Annotated in this window: 32 protein-coding genes and 1 pseudogene; all 33 read right to left on the reverse strand. The window is 51.2% G+C overall.

The annotated features are described in order from the left end of the window. Nucleotides 1–56: 56 nt before the first annotated feature. Entirely contained in the window at nt 57–488 is a 432-nt protein-coding gene (gene zntR, locus IMX17_RS24815) for a Zn(2+)-responsive transcriptional regulator (RefSeq protein WP_096242645.1), read from the reverse strand. Beyond that, nucleotides 488–862 carry a DUF1992 domain-containing protein gene (locus tag IMX17_RS24820; RefSeq protein WP_182265805.1) on the reverse strand — a complete coding sequence of 125 codons (375 nt, stop codon included), beginning with the start codon at nt 860–862 and terminating at the stop codon, nt 488–490. The genes zntR and IMX17_RS24820 overlap by 1 nt, the downstream gene beginning before the upstream one ends. A gap of 148 nt (nt 863–1,010) precedes the next feature. Further along, entirely contained in the window at nt 1,011–1,400 is a 390-nt protein-coding gene (gene rplQ, locus IMX17_RS24825; protein WP_004929726.1) for a 50S ribosomal protein L17, read from the reverse strand. Between the two features lie 40 nt (nt 1,401–1,440). Next, a complete protein-coding gene (gene rpoA / locus IMX17_RS24830) occupies nt 1,441–2,430 on the reverse strand; it encodes a DNA-directed RNA polymerase subunit alpha (RefSeq protein ID WP_002919219.1) in 990 nt (329 codons plus the stop codon). Between the two features lie 25 nt (nt 2,431–2,455). Then, complete coding sequence (gene rpsD / locus IMX17_RS24835; RefSeq protein ID WP_004929729.1) at nt 2,456–3,076, reverse strand: 30S ribosomal protein S4; 621 nt, start codon at nt 3,074–3,076, stop codon at nt 2,456–2,458. Nucleotides 3,077–3,106: 30 nt separating this feature from the next. Continuing rightward, nucleotides 3,107–3,496 (reverse strand): 30S ribosomal protein S11, encoded by a 390-nt coding sequence (gene rpsK, locus IMX17_RS24840; protein WP_004929731.1) that lies wholly within the window; start codon nt 3,494–3,496, stop codon nt 3,107–3,109. 16 nt (nt 3,497–3,512) lie between these two features. Continuing rightward, nucleotides 3,513–3,869 carry a 30S ribosomal protein S13 gene (gene rpsM / locus IMX17_RS24845; RefSeq protein WP_004929734.1) on the reverse strand — a complete coding sequence of 119 codons (357 nt, stop codon included), beginning with the start codon at nt 3,867–3,869 and terminating at the stop codon, nt 3,513–3,515. A gap of 148 nt (nt 3,870–4,017) precedes the next feature. Next, nucleotides 4,018–4,134, reverse strand: coding sequence for a 50S ribosomal protein L36 (gene rpmJ / locus IMX17_RS24850; protein ID WP_002227352.1), 117 nt, complete (start codon nt 4,132–4,134; stop codon nt 4,018–4,020). A 33-nt stretch (nt 4,135–4,167) separates the two neighbouring features. After that, nucleotides 4,168–5,499, reverse strand: coding sequence for a preprotein translocase subunit SecY (secY, locus tag IMX17_RS24855; RefSeq protein WP_004929740.1), 1,332 nt, complete (start codon nt 5,497–5,499; stop codon nt 4,168–4,170). A gap of 7 nt (nt 5,500–5,506) precedes the next feature. After that, nucleotides 5,507–5,941: a 50S ribosomal protein L15 gene (rplO, locus tag IMX17_RS24860; protein WP_004929742.1), complete on the reverse strand. Its 435-nt coding sequence runs from the start codon at nt 5,939–5,941 to the stop codon at nt 5,507–5,509. Between the two features lie 3 nt (nt 5,942–5,944). After that, nucleotides 5,945–6,124 (reverse strand): 50S ribosomal protein L30, encoded by a 180-nt coding sequence (rpmD, locus tag IMX17_RS24865; RefSeq protein ID WP_048232028.1) that lies wholly within the window; start codon nt 6,122–6,124, stop codon nt 5,945–5,947. A gap of 6 nt (nt 6,125–6,130) precedes the next feature. Then, nucleotides 6,131–6,631, reverse strand: coding sequence for a 30S ribosomal protein S5 (gene rpsE / locus IMX17_RS24870; RefSeq protein ID WP_004929747.1), 501 nt, complete (start codon nt 6,629–6,631; stop codon nt 6,131–6,133). 14 nt (nt 6,632–6,645) lie between these two features. Beyond that, nucleotides 6,646–6,999: a 50S ribosomal protein L18 gene (rplR, locus tag IMX17_RS24875; protein WP_004929748.1), complete on the reverse strand. Its 354-nt coding sequence runs from the start codon at nt 6,997–6,999 to the stop codon at nt 6,646–6,648. Nucleotides 7,000–7,008: 9 nt separating this feature from the next. Next, on the reverse strand, nt 7,009–7,542 hold the full coding sequence (rplF, locus tag IMX17_RS24880) for a 50S ribosomal protein L6 (RefSeq protein ID WP_004929751.1): 534 nt from the start codon (nt 7,540–7,542) through the stop codon (nt 7,009–7,011). A gap of 14 nt (nt 7,543–7,556) precedes the next feature. Further along, nucleotides 7,557–7,949: a 30S ribosomal protein S8 gene (rpsH, locus tag IMX17_RS24885; protein WP_004929753.1), complete on the reverse strand. Its 393-nt coding sequence runs from the start codon at nt 7,947–7,949 to the stop codon at nt 7,557–7,559. A 30-nt stretch (nt 7,950–7,979) separates the two neighbouring features. Next, entirely contained in the window at nt 7,980–8,285 is a 306-nt protein-coding gene (gene rpsN, locus IMX17_RS24890; protein ID WP_004929754.1) for a 30S ribosomal protein S14, read from the reverse strand. A gap of 14 nt (nt 8,286–8,299) precedes the next feature. Next, nucleotides 8,300–8,839 (reverse strand): 50S ribosomal protein L5, encoded by a 540-nt coding sequence (gene rplE / locus IMX17_RS24895; RefSeq protein ID WP_038871757.1) that lies wholly within the window; start codon nt 8,837–8,839, stop codon nt 8,300–8,302. A gap of 14 nt (nt 8,840–8,853) precedes the next feature. Next, nucleotides 8,854–9,168: a 50S ribosomal protein L24 gene (gene rplX / locus IMX17_RS24900; RefSeq protein WP_004929758.1), complete on the reverse strand. Its 315-nt coding sequence runs from the start codon at nt 9,166–9,168 to the stop codon at nt 8,854–8,856. Between the two features lie 9 nt (nt 9,169–9,177). Further along, entirely contained in the window at nt 9,178–9,549 is a 372-nt protein-coding gene (gene rplN / locus IMX17_RS24905) for a 50S ribosomal protein L14 (protein ID WP_000613954.1), read from the reverse strand. Nucleotides 9,550–9,720: 171 nt separating this feature from the next. Next, on the reverse strand, nt 9,721–9,975 hold the full coding sequence (gene rpsQ, locus IMX17_RS24910) for a 30S ribosomal protein S17 (protein ID WP_004929760.1): 255 nt from the start codon (nt 9,973–9,975) through the stop codon (nt 9,721–9,723). Then, nucleotides 9,976–10,167, reverse strand: coding sequence for a 50S ribosomal protein L29 (gene rpmC / locus IMX17_RS24915; RefSeq protein ID WP_004929762.1), 192 nt, complete (start codon nt 10,165–10,167; stop codon nt 9,976–9,978). It lies immediately after the preceding gene. After that, entirely contained in the window at nt 10,167–10,577 is a 411-nt protein-coding gene (rplP, locus tag IMX17_RS24920; protein WP_004929764.1) for a 50S ribosomal protein L16, read from the reverse strand. The genes rpmC and rplP overlap by 1 nt, the downstream gene beginning before the upstream one ends. Before the next feature lie 12 nt (nt 10,578–10,589). Further along, nucleotides 10,590–11,288, reverse strand: a complete 699-nt coding sequence (gene rpsC / locus IMX17_RS24925) for a 30S ribosomal protein S3 (RefSeq protein ID WP_004929766.1) — start codon at nt 11,286–11,288, stop codon at nt 10,590–10,592. A 17-nt stretch (nt 11,289–11,305) separates the two neighbouring features. Beyond that, on the reverse strand, nt 11,306–11,638 hold the full coding sequence (gene rplV / locus IMX17_RS24930) for a 50S ribosomal protein L22 (protein WP_002223844.1): 333 nt from the start codon (nt 11,636–11,638) through the stop codon (nt 11,306–11,308). Between the two features lie 14 nt (nt 11,639–11,652). Continuing rightward, entirely contained in the window at nt 11,653–11,931 is a 279-nt protein-coding gene (rpsS, locus tag IMX17_RS24935) for a 30S ribosomal protein S19 (protein WP_004929772.1), read from the reverse strand. 14 nt (nt 11,932–11,945) lie between these two features. Next, nucleotides 11,946–12,770: a 50S ribosomal protein L2 gene (rplB, locus tag IMX17_RS24940; protein ID WP_004929775.1), complete on the reverse strand. Its 825-nt coding sequence runs from the start codon at nt 12,768–12,770 to the stop codon at nt 11,946–11,948. 18 nt (nt 12,771–12,788) lie between these two features. After that, nucleotides 12,789–13,091 carry a 50S ribosomal protein L23 gene (gene rplW, locus IMX17_RS24945; protein WP_004951179.1) on the reverse strand — a complete coding sequence of 101 codons (303 nt, stop codon included), beginning with the start codon at nt 13,089–13,091 and terminating at the stop codon, nt 12,789–12,791. Continuing rightward, nucleotides 13,088–13,693 carry a 50S ribosomal protein L4 gene (gene rplD / locus IMX17_RS24950; RefSeq protein WP_046898648.1) on the reverse strand — a complete coding sequence of 202 codons (606 nt, stop codon included), beginning with the start codon at nt 13,691–13,693 and terminating at the stop codon, nt 13,088–13,090. The genes rplW and rplD overlap by 4 nt, the downstream gene beginning before the upstream one ends. 10 nt (nt 13,694–13,703) lie before the next feature. Further along, nucleotides 13,704–14,333, reverse strand: a complete 630-nt coding sequence (rplC, locus tag IMX17_RS24955; protein WP_015379265.1) for a 50S ribosomal protein L3 — start codon at nt 14,331–14,333, stop codon at nt 13,704–13,706. Between the two features lie 32 nt (nt 14,334–14,365). Next, complete coding sequence (rpsJ, locus tag IMX17_RS24960) at nt 14,366–14,677, reverse strand: 30S ribosomal protein S10 (protein ID WP_001181005.1); 312 nt, start codon at nt 14,675–14,677, stop codon at nt 14,366–14,368. Nucleotides 14,678–15,055: 378 nt separating this feature from the next. Then, nucleotides 15,056–15,535 (reverse strand): bacterioferritin, encoded by a 480-nt coding sequence (gene bfr, locus IMX17_RS24965; protein WP_004929784.1) that lies wholly within the window; start codon nt 15,533–15,535, stop codon nt 15,056–15,058. Between the two features lie 73 nt (nt 15,536–15,608). After that, a complete protein-coding gene (bfd, locus tag IMX17_RS24970; protein WP_182265806.1) occupies nt 15,609–15,803 on the reverse strand; it encodes a bacterioferritin-associated ferredoxin in 195 nt (64 codons plus the stop codon). Between the two features lie 131 nt (nt 15,804–15,934). Beyond that, nucleotides 15,935–16,169: pseudogene (tuf, locus tag IMX17_RS24975) on the reverse strand (elongation factor Tu); the annotation flags it as partial.

The raw sequence follows: 16,169 nt of genomic DNA on the forward strand, positions 1-16,169 counted from the left end.
TATGAGGAATAAAACGGGGCGATAATACTGCCGGTGATATAAAAATTAAAGTGCCGTCAGCAACCTTTTTTGCCTTTGTCATCGCTGGCGCCCTGTTCCAAAGTTTCCAGGATCGAACAGTAGTTGCTGGTATGGGCGGTACCGCAGCAGGCGTCGCTCAACCGTTTCAACGATTCGCGCATCCGGGTCAGCTCCGCCAACTTGCTTTCCACTTCGCTCAGGCGCGCATCAACGATAGACTTCGATTCCTGGCAGGTATGATGTTCCGGATCGACCCGGATCGACAACAGCTCGGCGATCGTTTCCAGAGTAAAGCCCAACTGCTTGGCATAACGGATAAAACGCAGCCGCTGCAAATCCTGCTCGGTGTACAGCCGATAACCGCCTTCAGTACGGACATTGTGATCCATCATGCCCTGCTTTTCATAGTAACGCACGGTGTCCGGCGTCACTTCGGCAAGCTTGGCCAACTGACCTATCTTGAACATTACTTCTCCTCTCGGGTGAGTTTACCGTCCAGCGCGCGCTGATATTCGCCATGCAAGAAGTCCGTGCTCATTCCAGCCTGACGCAACCGATGTTCCAGCAGTGCCATACGCTTGCTGAGATCGACATAGTCCGGATGCTCACTGTTGATCCCTTGCAGTAAGTGAGCAACGGTTAATGCCTCTTTGCGATCTTCCAGCGCCGGCGGCAGATAACCGGCATTTTTCAGCAGACGGTAACCGGCGCGTAGCTCAGCAGGCACCGCGCTGTCATCGTCCAGCGCCAGCGGTTGTCCCTGGCCGGGCAAATTGTCGAACTCGCCTTTCTCCTGGGCATCAAGGATATGACGTTCCGCCCATTGGTCGAGCAACCCCATAACAGACAGCCTCGGTGAGCCTATGGAATGAGTCTTAGCATAATGGATAGGAGCGGGGATTTTAAGCACGGCGGGGGAATTGAGCACATTTGGCTGGATTTGGACGTAAAAAAACCGGGCAAGCCCGGTTTTTTTACGCGTCTACAGATTACTCTGCAGTTGCTACTTCTGCTTGAGACTCAGCACGATCAACCAGCTCGATGTATGCCATCGGCGCGTTGTCGCCTGCGCGGAAGCCACACTTCAGAATGCGAGTGTAACCACCGGCACGGCTCGCGAAACGCGGGCCCAGCTCGTTAAACAGTTTTGCCACGATCTCGTTATCACGAGTACGGGCGAATGCCAGACGACGATTAGCTACGCTGTCGGTCTTGGCAAGAGTAATCAGCGGCTCAACAACGCGACGCAGCTCTTTTGCTTTTGGCAGGGTCGTCTTGATGATCTCATGACGAACCAAAGAGCCGGCCATGTTACGGAACATAGCCTGGCGATGGCTGCTGTTACGGTTCAGTTGACGACCACTCTTACGATGGCGCATGACCTTATCCTTCTCAGTAAAACCTTAACCTGTGATCCGGTTACTCGTCAGCAATGCTTGCCGGCGGCCAGTTTTCCAGGCGCATGCCCAGAGACAGACCACGTGAGGCCAGCACGTCTTTAATCTCGGTAAGAGATTTTTTACCCAGGTTTGGCGTTTTCAGCAACTCAACCTCGGTACGCTGTACCAGATCACCGATGTAGTGGATAGCTTCTGCCTTGAGGCAGTTAGCAGAGCGGACAGTCAATTCCAGATCGTCAACAGGGCGCAGCAAGATCGGATCGAATTCCGGTTTCTCTTCTTTAACTTCCGGCTGACGTACATCACGCAGGTCAACGAAAGCTTCAAGTTGTTCAGCCAGAATGGTGGCCGCACGGCGGATCGCCTCTTCAGGATCGATCGTGCCATTGGTCTCCATCTCGATGACCAGCTTATCCAAGTCAGTACGCTGTTCTACACGCGCAGCTTCAACATTGTAGGCGATACGCTCTACAGGGCTGTAGCAGGCGTCAACCAACAGACGACCGATTGGGCGCTCATCTTCTTCCGAATGAATTCGGGCAGAAGCCGGCACATAACCGCGACCGCGCTGAACTTTGATACGCATGCTGATAGCCGCGTTCTCATCAGTCAGGTGGCAGATCACGTGCTGAGGCTTGACGATTTCGACATCACCATCATGGGTGATGTCGGCAGCGGTCACAGGGCCAATGCCAGATTTATTCAGGGTAAGAATAACTTCGTCTTTGCCTTGAACTCTCACCGCCAGCCCTTTCAGGTTGAGCAGGATCTCCAGGATATCTTCCTGTACGCCTTCTTTGGTGCTGTACTCATGCAGTACACCATCAATCTCAACCTCGGTCACCGCGCAACCCGGCATAGATGAAAGCAGAATACGGCGCAGTGCGTTGCCAAGAGTATGGCCAAAGCCACGCTCTAAAGGCTCAAGGGTCACCTTGGCGTGCGTCGAACTGACTTGCTCGATATCTACCAGGCGCGGTTTTAGAAACTCTGTCACAGAACCCTGCATTGTGTCCTCTCTTTGGTACTAAGCTTTACTTGGAGTAAAGCTCGACGATCAGGTGTTCGTTAATGTCCGCAGACAGATCGGTACGTTCAGGCATACGCTTGAACACGCCTTCCATCTTAGCAGCATCAACTTCCAGCCAAGTCGGCTTTTCACGCTGCTCAGCCAGCTCCAGAGAAGCTTTAACACGAGACTGCTTTTTAGCTTTCTCGCGGATGCTGACTACGTCATTCGGAGATACCTGATAAGAAGCGATGTTAACAACGCGACCGTTTACCATAACTGCTTTGTGGCTAACCAGCTGACGTGACTCTGCACGAGTAGCGCCGAAGCCCATACGGTAAACAACGTTGTCCAGACGACCTTCCAGCAGCTGCAACAGGTTTTCACCGGTGTTGCCCTTCAGGCGGGTTGCTTCTTTGTAATAGTTACGGAATTGACGCTCCAGAATGCCGTACATACGGCGAACTTTCTGCTTCTCACGCAACTGAACACCGTAATCAGACAGACGCGGTTTACGCGCACCGTGCTGACCAGGTGCTTGTTCAATTTTACACTTGGAATCGATCGCGCGAACGCCAGACTTAAGGAACAGGTCTGTGCCCTCACGACGGCTCAGCTTGAGCTTAGGACCCAAATATCTTGCCATTTTCTTTCTCCAACAATCCTAAAAGCTGCGTTACACGCGGCGCTTTTTCGGCGGACGACAACCGTTATGAGGGATCGGAGTCACATCAGTAATATTAGTGATGCGGAAACCAGCCGCGTTCAGAGCGCGGATAGTAGACTCACGACCAGGACCAGGTCCTTTAACCATAACTTCCAGGTTCTTGATACCGTATTCTTTTACTGCGTCAGCACAACGTTCTGCTGCAACCTGTGCTGCGAACGGAGTGGACTTACGAGAACCACGGAAACCGGAACCACCGGCTGTTGCCCAACCCAAAGCATTACCCTGACGATCAGTGATGGTAACGATGGTGTTGTTGAAAGAAGCATGGATATGAGCCACGCCGTCAGAGACTTGCTTTCTTACACGCTTACGTGTACGAACAGGTGCCTTTGCCATTATTCAATAACCCCGATTATTTCTTGATCGGCTTGCGCGGACCCTTACGGGTACGAGCGTTGGTCTTGGTGCGCTGACCGCGTACCGGCAGACCACGACGATGACGCAAACCACGATAGCAACCAAGGTCCATAAGACGCTTGATGCTCAGGGTAATTTCACGACGCAAATCACCCTCAACGGTGTATTTGGCAACTGCATCACGAAGCTTTTCGATTTGCTCTTCAGACAGCTCACTGATCTTAACATTTTCAGCAATACCCGTGGATGCACAGATAGCCTGTGAACGGGTTTTACCGATACCGAAGATCGACGTTAAGGCGATAACGGTATGTTTATGATCAGGAATGTTAATGCCTGCTATACGGGCCACTATGCACTCCTACTATTTTATACAGCAACACCATTCTGAAAAGCCCGTTTTCAGGATACTCAAATAATGTTGCAGTGCGACATACAAAAGATTGGCTGGCTAATCTAGCCAGCTCAACCCAACTTTGCAAGAAAAATATGCGAGATAATCAGCCTTGACGCTGTTTATGCTTCGGCTCGGCGCTGCAAATCACACGAACGACACCGTTACGCTTAACGATTTTGCAGTTACGACATAATTTCTTGACGGAAGCACGAACTTTCATTTTTACTCTCCGTAACTTCTCAAACGAATCTGACTAGCGGTTATAGCCTTTCAGATTTGCTTTCTTCAATGCAGACTCGTACTGACTTGACATCATCAGAGTTTGCACTTGAGCCATAAAGTCCATGATGACGACAACCACGATCAGTAGCGAGGTACCACCAAAGTAGAATGGTACTTTCATTGCATCACGCATGAACTCCGGGATCAGGCAGATGAAAGTAATGTACATCGCGCCCACCAGGGTTAAACGCGTCATTACTTTATCGATATACTTCGCCGTTTGCTCTCCCGGACGAATTCCTGGTACGAAGGCACCGGACTTCTTCAGGTTATCTGCTGTCTCACGCGGGTTGAATACCAACGCCGTGTAGAAGAAACAGAAGAAGATGATTGCAGACGCATAGAGTAACACATAAAGCGGTTGCCCTGGCTGCAAATACAGCGAAATCGTAGTCAGCCAGTTCCAACCGGTACCGCCCCCAAACCATGATGCAATCGTGGCCGGGAACAGAATAATGCTGGAAGCGAAAATCGCCGGGATAACACCCGCCATGTTCACTTTCAACGGTAAGTGTGTACTCTGTGCTGCATAAACACGACGACCTTGTTGACGCTTCGCATAGTTAACGACGATACGACGTTGACCACGCTCGATGAAAACAACGAAGAAGGTTACTGCAAACACCAATACTGCAACCAACAGCAGCAGGAGGAAGTGCAGGTCGCCTTGCCGCGCTTGCTCGATAGTATGGGCCACTGCCGGCGGGAGCCCCGCTACAATACCCGCGAAGATAATGATCGAGATACCGTTGCCGATACCGCGCTCAGTAATCTGCTCACCCAGCCACATCAGGAACATTGTCCCGGTGACCAAGCTCACAACCGCAGTAAAGTAGAATGCAAAGCCTGGGTTTAACACCAGGCCCTGCATACCAGGCATATTCGGCAGACCGGTAGCAATACCGATCGACTGGAATATGGCCAATACCAGCGTACCGTAACGGGTGTACTGACTAATCTTGCGACGGCCAGCCTCCCCTTCTTTCTTGATTTCCGCCAACGCCGGATGGACCACCGTCAGTAGCTGGATAATGATCGACGCCGAAATATACGGCATGATCCCCAGAGCAAAGATAGAAGCACGGCTGAGGGCACCACCAGAGAACATGTTAAACATTTCAATGATAGTGCCTCTCTGCTGCTCAAGCAATTTGGCAAGCACAGTGGCATCGATACCAGGAATCGGAATGAAAGAGCCGATACGGAAGACAATCAGCGCGCCGATTACAAACAAAAGTCTGCGCTTCAGCTCGCCGAGCCCGCCTTTAGCACTTTGAAAATCTAATCCTGGTTGCTTAGCCATCTGCTACTTATTCCTCAATTTTACCGCCAGCAGCCTCGATAGCAGCACGAGCGCCTTTGGTGACACGCAGACCACGCAGGGTTACCGGACGAGCGACTTCGCCAGAAAGTACAACTTTCGCGAATTCGATCTGGACACCAACTACGTTAGCGGCTTTCAGCGCGTTCAGGTCGATAACATCGCCTTCAACCAGAGCCAGTTCAGACAGACGAACTTCTGCCGTGATCATCGCTTTGCGTGAAGTGAAGCCGAATTTCGGCAGACGACGGTACAGAGGCATCTGACCACCTTCGAAACCACGACGTACGCCACCGCCAGAACGAGACTTCTGACCTTTGTGACCACGGCCGCCGGTTTTACCCAGGCCAGAACCAATACCACGACCTACACGCTTAGGCGCATGCTTGGCACCTTCAGCCGGAGACAGAGTATTTAAACGCATCTGTTACTCCTCAACTTTAACCATGTAGGAAACCAGGTTGACCATACCGCGAACAGCAGGAGTATCCTCGCGCTCTACGGTGTGACCAATACGACGCAGACCCAGACCGAGCAGAGTAGCTTTATGCTTCGGCAGACGGCCAATTGAGCTGCGAGTTTGTGTAACTTTAATAGTCTTAGCCATGGTCAATTACCCCAGAATGTCGGCAACGGATTTACCACGCTTAGCAGCGACCATTTCAGGAGACTTCATATTCGCCAGAGCGTCGATAGTTGCACGAACCACGTTGATCGGGTTGGTGGAACCATAAGCTTTAGCCAATACGTTGTGCACCCCAGCAACTTCGAGAACGGCGCGCATTGCACCGCCCGCGATGATACCGGTACCTTCATGAGCAGGCTGCATGAACACGCGAGAACCCGTGTGAGCGCCCTTAACAGGGTGCTGCAGGGTGCCGCTGTTCAGCGCGACGTTCATCATGTTGCGACGGGCTTTTTCCATCGCTTTCTGGATCGCTGCTGGAACTTCGCGTGCTTTGCCGTAGCCAAAACCAACGCGACCGTTACCATCACCAACTACAGTCAGTGCGGTAAAGCTGAAAATACGGCCACCTTTTACGGTTTTAGATACGCGGTTTACCGCGATCAGCTTTTCCTGCAGTTCGCCAGCTTGTTTTTCGATGTGAGCCATCTTAAACCTCTTCCTTAGAACTGAAGGCCAGCTTCACGGGCAGCATCTGCCAGTGCCTGGACTCGACCATGATATTGGAAACCGGAACGGTCAAAGGATACTTTCGCAATCCCTTTTTCCAACGCGCGCTCAGCCAGAGCTTTACCTACGGCTGCTGCTGCGTCTTTGTTACCGGAATACTTCAGTTGCTCCGCGATAGCTTTTTCTAAAGTAGAAGCGGCTACCAGTACTTCAGAACCGTTTGGAGCAATCACCTGTGCGTAAATGTGACGCGGGGTACGATGTACCACCAGGCGGGTTGCACCCAGCTCTTGGAGCTTGCGGCGTGCGCGGGTCGCACGACGGATACGAGCAGATTTCTTATCCATAGTGTTACCTTACTTCTTCTTAGCCTCTTTGGTACGCACGACTTCGTCGGCGTAACGAACACCCTTGCCTTTGTAAGGCTCAGGACGACGGTAAGCGCGCAGATCTGCTGCTACCTGGCCAATTACCTGCTTATCAGCGCCTTTCAGCACGATTTCAGTTTGGCTTGGGCATTCAGCAGTGATACCTGCCGGCAGCTGGTGATCGATAGGGTGAGAGAAGCCCAGGGCCAAATTCACCACGTTGCCTTTAACGGCAGCACGATAACCAACACCTACCAGTTGAAGCTTCTTGGTGAAGCCTTCGGTAACACCAACAACCATTGCGTTCAGCAGAGCGCGCGTGGTACCCGCTTGGGCCCATGCGTTAGCAAAACCTTCGCGCGGAGCGAAAGTCAGTGCGTTAGCTTCTTGCTTCACTTCAACGGCGTCGTGGATAGTACGAGTCAACTCGCCGTTCTTACCCTTAATCGAAATAACCTGACCGTTGAGTTTTACCTCTACGCCGGCAGGAATGACGACGGGTGCTTTTGCAACACGAGACATTCTTTCCTCCCGAATTAAGCTACGTAGCAGATAATCTCGCCACCCAGACCAGCCTGGCGAGCTGCACGATCGGTCATAACACCTTTAGAGGTAGAAACAACAGCGATACCCAAACCGGCCATAACTTTTGGCAGCTCATCTTTTTTCTTGTAGATGCGCAGACCTGGACGGCTGATACGTTGAATGCTTTCTACCACAGCTTTGCCCTGGAAGTACTTCAGTACCAGTTCCAGAACAGGCTTGGCGTCGCCTTCGATTTTGAAATCTTCAATAAAACCTTCTTCCTTCAGCACGTTGGCAATTGCCACTTTCAGCTTGGAGGAAGGCATGGTGACCGCAACTTTGTTCGCGGCTTGACCGTTACGGATACGGGTCAGCATATCCGCGATCGGATCTTGCATGCTCATCTGTCTTTACTCCCGTGATTCAATTGGTAATTACCAGCTAGCCTTTTTCAAGCCTGGTACTTCACCGCGCATAGCGGCTTCACGAAGCTTAATACGGCTCAACCCGAATTTGCCCACATAACCATGTGGACGGCCAGTTTGGCGGCAGCGTTTACGCTGACGAGACGGGCTGGAATCACGCGGCAGAGTTTGCAGCTTGAGAACAGCATTCCAACGATCTTCGTCGGATGCGTTCACATCAGAGATGATAGCTTTCAGTTCAGCGCGTTTAGCAAAGAACTTGTCAGCTAATTTCACGCGCTTGACTTCGCGTGCTTTCATTGATTGCTTAGCCATAAGTTAACCCTGCCTTACTTGCGGAACGGGAAGTTAAAAGCAGCCAGCAGCGCGCGGCCTTCATCATCAGATTGCGCGGTAGTGGTGATGGTAATATCCAGACCACGTACGCGATCGACTTTGTCGTAGTCGATTTCTGGGAAGATGATTTGCTCACGCACACCCATGCTGTAGTTGCCACGGCCATCGAATGACTTAGCGGACAGGCCACGGAAGTCACGGATACGTGGAACAGCAATGGAGATCAGACGCTCAAAGAACTCCCACATGCGTTCGCCACGCAGAGTTACTTTACAGCCGATCGGATAGCCCTGACGGATTTTGAAGCCTGCAACAGATTTGCGGGCTTTGGTGATCAACGGTTTTTGACCGGAGATAGCTGCCAGATCCGCTGCTGCGTTATCCAGCAGTTTCTTGTCAGCGATCGCTTCACCAACACCCATGTTCAGGGTGATCTTCTCGACCCGAGGGACTTGCATGACAGAATTGTAGTTAAACTGAGACATCAGTTGTTTAACTACCTCGTCTTTGTAGTAATCATGCAGTTTCGCCATCGTATTACTCCAAATTACTTGATAGTTTCGCTGTTAGACTTGAAGAAACGGACTTTTTTGCCGTCTTCGAATCTAAAACCTACACGGTCAGCCTTGCCGGTAGCCGCGTTGAAGATAGCAATGTTAGAAACCTGAATTGCAGCTTCTTTTTCAACAATGCCGCCTGGTTGGTTCAGAGCCGGAACCGGCTTCTGGTGTTTCTTAACCAGGTTGATGCCTTCAACAATGACCTTGCCAGCAGACAGGACATTTTTTACTTTACCGCGCTTACCTTTGTCTTTCCCGGTAATCACGATAACTTCGTCATCACGACGGATCTTCGCTGCCATGTTCGCTCCTTAGAGTACTTCTGGTGCCAGAGAGATAATTTTCATGAACTTCTCATTACGCAGTTCACGAGTTACCGGCCCAAAAATACGCGTACCGATTGGCTGCTCGCTGTTATTGTTCAAAATAACGCATGCATTGCCATCGAAGCGAATGACAGAACCGTCCGGGCGACGTACACCCTTCTTGGTGCGCACCACTACCGCCTTCAGAACATCGCCTTTCTTCACCTTACCGCGAGGAATTGCTTCCTTGATGGTAATTTTGATGATGTCGCCGACGCCTGCGTAGCGACGGTGCGAGCCACCTAGAACCTTGATACACATTACGCGACGTGCACCGGAGTTGTCGGCGACGTTCAGCATAGTCTGTTCTTGGATCATTTTAGTGCTCCGCTAATGTCAACTACTACTTTAAAGACCCAAGTAAAATTAGGCCGTTGAAAAGCCCCATAACCGAGGGCGCAGCATTATAACACCGCTTACTTGGTATGGGTAGAAAAAATAAACGGCTCATTTTCTGAGCCGTTTATTAAGTGAGAGCCAGCTACTCTATTACAGAATCGCTTTCTCTACAACGCGAACCAACGTCCAGGACTTGGTCTTGGACAGTGGGCGGCATTCGCGGATTTCTACCACGTCGCCGGTACCACATTCGTTGTTCTCGTCATGTACGTGCAGCTTGGTCGTACGTTTGATGAATTTCCCGTAGATTGGGTGCTTCACAGTACGCTCGATAGCAACAACGATGGATTTCTCCATTTTATCGCTAACAACACGACCCTGCAGGGTACGGATAACTTCAGTCATTTACACACCCGCCTTTTGAGTCAGTAAAGTCTTAACGCGTGCGACGTCACGACGCACTTGTTTCAACAGGTGAGTTTGTTGCAGCTGGCCACTGGCCGCCTGCATGCGCAAGTTGAATTGCTCACGCAGCAGGTTGAGCAGCTCGGCATTCAGCTCTTCAACGCTTTTTTCACGCAGCTCTTGTGCTTTCATTACATCACCGTCTTAGTTACAAAGGTGGTTTTGATCGGCAGTTTCGCTGCTGCCAGTTTGAATGCCTCGCGGGCAACCTCTTCTGGCACGCCGTCCATTTCGTACAGGACCTTACCAGGCTGGATCAGGGCAACCCAATACTCCACGTTACCCTTACCTTTACCCATACGCACTTCCAGCGGCTTCTCGGTGATCGGTTTGTCCGGGAATACACGGATCCAGATCTTGCCTTGACGCTTAACTGCACGAGTCATTGCACGACGAGCTGCTTCGATTTGACGAGCAGTCAGACGGCCACGGCCAACAGCTTTCAGACCGAAAGTGCCGAAGCTAACATCCGTACCTTGCGCCAGACCACGGTTGCGGCCCTTGTGCACCTTACGGAATTTTGTACGCTTTGGTTGTAACATCAGCGACTCTCCTTACTTGCGGCCTTTACGCTGCTGCTTTTTAGGTTGAGCAGCCGGTTCCGGTTGTTCAACTGCAGCCATACCACCCAGGATCTCACCTTTGAAGATCCATACCTTAACGCCGATTACACCATAAGTGGTGTGCGCTTCAGATGTGTTGTAGTCGATGTCCGCACGCAGAGTGTGCAATGGAACACGACCTTCGCGGTACCATTCGGTACGTGCGATTTCAGCGCCGCCAAGACGGCCGCTTACTTCAACTTTGATACCTTTAGCGCCAAGACGCATTGCGTTCTGTACTGCACGCTTCATAGCACGACGGAACATAACGCGACGTTCCAGCTGAGAAGTGATGCTGTCAGCAACCAATTTAGCGTCGAGTTCCGGTTTACGGACTTCGGCGATGTTGATCTGTGCAGGAACGCCAGCGATGTCCGCTACGACCTTGCGCAGTTTTTCGACGTCTTCACCTTTCTTGCCGATAACGATGCCTGGGCGAGCAGTGTGAATGGTCACACGGATGCTCTTCGCAGGACGCTCGATAACGATGCGAGAAACGGAAGCTTTCGACAGTTCCTTAGTCAGGAATTGACGAACTTTAAAGTCGCTGTCCAGGTTGTCAGCGAATTCTTTGGTATTCGCATACCAAGTAGAGTTCCAAGGTTTGACAATACCCAGGCGAATACCATTAGGATGTACTTTCTGACCCATTGCTAGTCTCCAGAGTCTCAGCGATCGGACACAACCACAGTAATGTGGCTGGTGCGCTTCAGGATGCGATCTGCACGACCTTTTGCACGCGGCATAATGCGCTTCATGCTTGGGCCTTCGTCTACGAAGATTTTCGTAACTTTCAGATCATCGATGTCAGCGCCATCGTTGTGTTCTGCGTTAGCAATGGCAGACTCCAGCACTTTCTTAACCAGACCAGCAGCTTTCTTGTTGGTGTAGGTCAGAGTTTCCAGAGCTTGCGACACTTTCTTACCGCGAATCAGGTCAGCAACAAGGCGAACCTTCTGAGCAGAAGAACGAGCGTGGCGATGTTTAGCGATAGTTTCCATCTCTTCCTCCTACCTTAGCGCTTTTTAGCTTTTTTATCAGCCGCATGGCCGCGATAAGTACGAGTCGGCGCGAATTCACCCAGTTTGTGACCGACCATTTCATCGGAAACGAACACTGGTACGTGCTGACGACCATTATGGACAGCGATGGTCAAACCGATCATGTTAGGAAAGATCGTTGAACGACGGGACCAAGTGCGCAAAGGCTTCTTGTCACCGCTTTCCACCGCTTTCTCTACCTTCTTCAGCAAGTGCAGGTCAATAAAAGGACCTTTCTTGAGAGAACGTGGCATGGCTTATCCTCTAATTATTTTTTGCTACGGCGACGTACGATGAACTTATCAGTACGCTTGTTGCTACGGGTCTTCTTACCTTTGGTCTGAACGCCCCACGGAGTTACCGGGTGCTTACCAAAGTTACGACCTTCACCACCACCGTGCGGGTGATCTACCGGGTTCATCGCCGTACCGCGAACGGTAGGACGAACACCACGCCAACGTGCAGCACCTGCTTTACCCAGAACGCGAAGCATGTGTTCAGCGTTACCGACTTCACCCAGGGTGGCGCGGCAATCAGCTGGAACTTTACGCATTTCGCCGGAGCGCAGACGCAGAGTTACGTAGGAACCATCACGAGCAACGATCTGAACGTAGGCACCAGCGGAGCGAGCCATCTGGCCGCCTTTGCCTGGTTTCATTTCTACGTTGTGAACCGTTGAACCAACTGGAATGTTGCGCATCGGCAGGGTGTTACCTGCTTTGATTGCAGCATCAACGCCAGATTGAATCTGGTCACCAGCTTTCAGGCCTTTCGGCGCCAGGATGTAACGGCGTTCGCCGTCTTTGTACAGAACCAGCGCGATGTTCGCGGAACGGTTCGGATCGTACTCCAGACGCTCAACCACAGCAGGGATACCGTCTTTGTTGCGCTTGAAGTCAACCAGACGATAATGTTGCTTGTGGCCACCACCGATATGACGGGTGGTGATACGGCCATTGTTGTTACGACCACCGCTTTTGCTCAGTTTTTCCAGCAGCGGGGCATAAGGTTTACCCTTGTGCAGCTCAGGGTTAACCACTTTAACAACGTGGCGACGACCCGGAGATGTAGGTTTACATTTAACAATTGCCATTGTTCTTACTCCTCCGACTTACTCTGCGCCGCCGATGAAGTCCAGATTCTGGCCTTCTTTCAGGGTGACGTAAGCTTTTTTCCAGTCGCTACGACGACCAACACGCTGACCGTGACGTTTCACTTTCCCTTTAACAACCAGGGTGTTCACGTCTTCGACTTCGACTTCAAACAGTTTCTGCACTGCAGCTTTGATTTCTGCTTTGGTCGCGTCTTTGGCAACTTTGAGAACGATGGTGTTGCTTTTTTCCATCGCAGCGGATGCTTTTTCAGATACGTGCGGTGCACGCAGCACTTTCAGCAAACGTTCTTCACGGATCATGCCAGCATCTCCTCAACTTGCTTCACAGCATCAGCAGTCATAACCACTTTGTCGAAGGCGATCAGGCTAACCGGATCGATACCTGCTACATCGCGCACGTCAACCTTGTACAGGTTGCGAGCTGCCAGGAACAGATTCTCATCCAGTTCACCGGTCACGATCAGCACGTCTTCCAGAGCCATATCTTTCAGTTTCTGTGCCAGCAGCTTAGTTTTAGGCGCTTCTACAGAGAACTTCTCGACAACGATCAGACGATCTTGACGTACCAGTTCGGACAGGATGCTTTTCAGCGCGCCGCGGTACATCTTTTTGTTTACTTTCTGACTGTGGTCCTGTGGCTTAGCAGCAAAGGTCACGCCGCCTGAACGCCAGATCGGGCTCTTGATAGAACCTGAACGCGCACGGCCGGTGCCTTTCTGACGCCATGGCTTTTTGCCGGAACCAGTTACTTCAGCACGGGTCTTCTGAGCACGGGTACCTTGACGGGCACCTGCTGCATAAGCAACAACAACCTGGTGTACCAGCGCTTCGTTGAAATCACGACCGAAGGTAGTTTCGGAAACAGTCAGCGCGCTTTGCGCGTCTTTCAATACTAATTCCATTGCTATCCCCTTACGCCTTCACAGCTGGTTTAACGATCAGGTTGCCACCGGTTGCGCCCGGTACAGCACCCTTAACCAGCAGCAGGTTGCGCTCAGCGTCAACACGTACTACGTCCAGGCTCTGAACGGTTACGCGCTCATCACCCAGGTGGCCAGCCATTTTCTTGCCTTTGAACACTTTGCCCGGAGTCTGGTTCTGACCGATAGAACCCGGAACGCGGTGAGACAAGGAGTTACCGTGGGTAGCGTCTTGGGTACGGAAGTTCCAGCGCTTAACAGTGCCAGCAAAACCTTTACCTTTAGAAGTACCGGTAACATCGACTTTTTTAACGTCAGCGAAGATTTCTACGCTAATTTCCTGACCTGCAGCAAACTCCTGACCTTCTTCCAGGCGGAATTCCCACAGACCACGGCCAGCTTCAACGCCAGCTTTAGCGAAATGGCCCGCTTCCGGCTTGGTTACACGGTTAGCTTTTTTGCTACCAGTGGTAACCTGAACGGCACGGTAACCGTCGGTGTCCAGGCTTTTAACCTGAGTCACGCGGTTCGCTTCAATTTCAATTACGGTTACTGGGATAGAAACGCCATCTTCAGTGAAGATACGGGTCATACCCACTTTTTTACCGACTAAACCAATCATTGTTTCAACCTCTCAATCGCTCAATGACCTGATTAACCCAGGCTGATCTGCACGTCTACACCGGCAGCCAGATCCAGACGCATCAGAGCATCAACGGTTTTCTCGGTTGGCTCAACGATGTCAACCAGACGCTTGTGAGTGCGAATCTCGTACTGATCGCGCGCGTCTTTGTTGACGTGCGGAGAGATCAGGACGGTAAAGCGCTCTTTGCGAGTTGGCAGCGGGATCGGACCACGGACTTGCGCACCAGTGCGCTTTGCAGTCTCGACGATTTCCGCGGTTGATTGATCGATCAGACGATGATCAAACGCTTTCAGGCGGATACGGATTCTTTGGTTCTGCATGAGACCAGAGCTCCAATTATTTATAAACGTAAATAATTACTCCTCACACCCATTTCGATTGATGGGGGAGTGTAATCGTCAACATATAACCCCCATATCGGGAGTATTGTTCGAAAGGCAAAAAAGGCCTGCCAATCGACTGATTCGCTAAAATCAGGCTTACCAAGATTAGGTAAGCCCGCGCATTATACGCAAAATGGCCCAGGAAGCAAGCCGCAGTTGGAAATATGCTCAGGAAATCGTCATTTTTGCGCCTTCAGCGACGGTCGCGGGATGAAGGTGGCGATCAAGGTATGAATTATGCTTGGCGGGCAGCTCCCCTGCCCCACCGTAAAAACGGCCGCCGGCAGGAGAGGCGATGACGAACGGAAGGCTGGCTTACTCTTTGCGCTCTAAAATCTGGGCCTGGGCATAGTTCTGAATTCCGAGACGGGCAATCAGATCCAGCTCCGTTTCCAGCCAGTCGATATGCTCTTCTTCATCGGCCAGGATATCAATCATCAAATCGCGGCTGACGTAATCGTGGATCGAATCGGCATAGGCGATGCCTTCGCGCAGGTTCTTGGCGCCCGCCAGCTCCAGCGCCAGATCGGAACGCAGCATCTCTTCAATGTCTTCGCCGATGTTCAGCTTGCCGAGATCTTGCAGATTCGGTATCCCTTCCAGGAACAGGATACGCTCGATGTAGCGATCGGCATGTTTCATTTCGTCGATCGACTCATGATATTCCTTGTCGTTGAGGCGCATTAAACCCCAATTCTTGAACATGCGAGCGTGCAGGAAATATTGATTGATGGCAACCAGCTCGTTGCCGAGCAGTTTGTTGAGGTGAGCAATGATCTTTTTATCGCCTTTCATAGGTAACTCCTCCTGGCCAGTTCTAAAAGTGTAGAACCTGTAAGCCAAGAGTCAAAAATAACCTTACCCTTTGTTAGGCAACTTCATGCATTGGGATGATAGTTCCGTGTTCCTCCACCATAATCTGTCTTGCCTGACGAACGCACTTCCCACAATCGGTACCAATCGGCACAAGTTCACGCAGCTGCTTCATGGTATGGGGATTGTGCTGACGCACCGCATTACGGATCGCTTTGTCAGTCACCGCATTACACAGACATACATACATAGAGAGACTCACTTCTTAACCAATGCATTGAGTCTAAATAGGAATGGTTTTTATTTCAATTAAGATTTGTACAAATTGCATAAAAAAAGGGCACCGAAGTGCCCTTTTTTGTGTCGAAAAATTATTCGCGATTAAGCGATAACTTTAGCAACAACACCAGCGCCTACAGTACGGCCGCCTTCACGGATTGCGAAACGCAGACCGTCGTCCATCGCGATTGGGTGAATCAGGGTTACAACCATGTTCACGTTGTCGCCTGGCATTACCATCTCTACGCCTTCTGGCAGTTCGATGGTACCGGTCACGTCAGTAGTACGGAAGTAGAACTGTGGACGGTAGCCTTTGAAGAATGGCGTGTGACGACCA

This window comes from Serratia sp. X3 (genome assembly GCF_014982455.1).
Classification (GTDB): Bacteria; Pseudomonadota; Gammaproteobacteria; order Enterobacterales; family Enterobacteriaceae; genus Serratia; species Serratia ureilytica.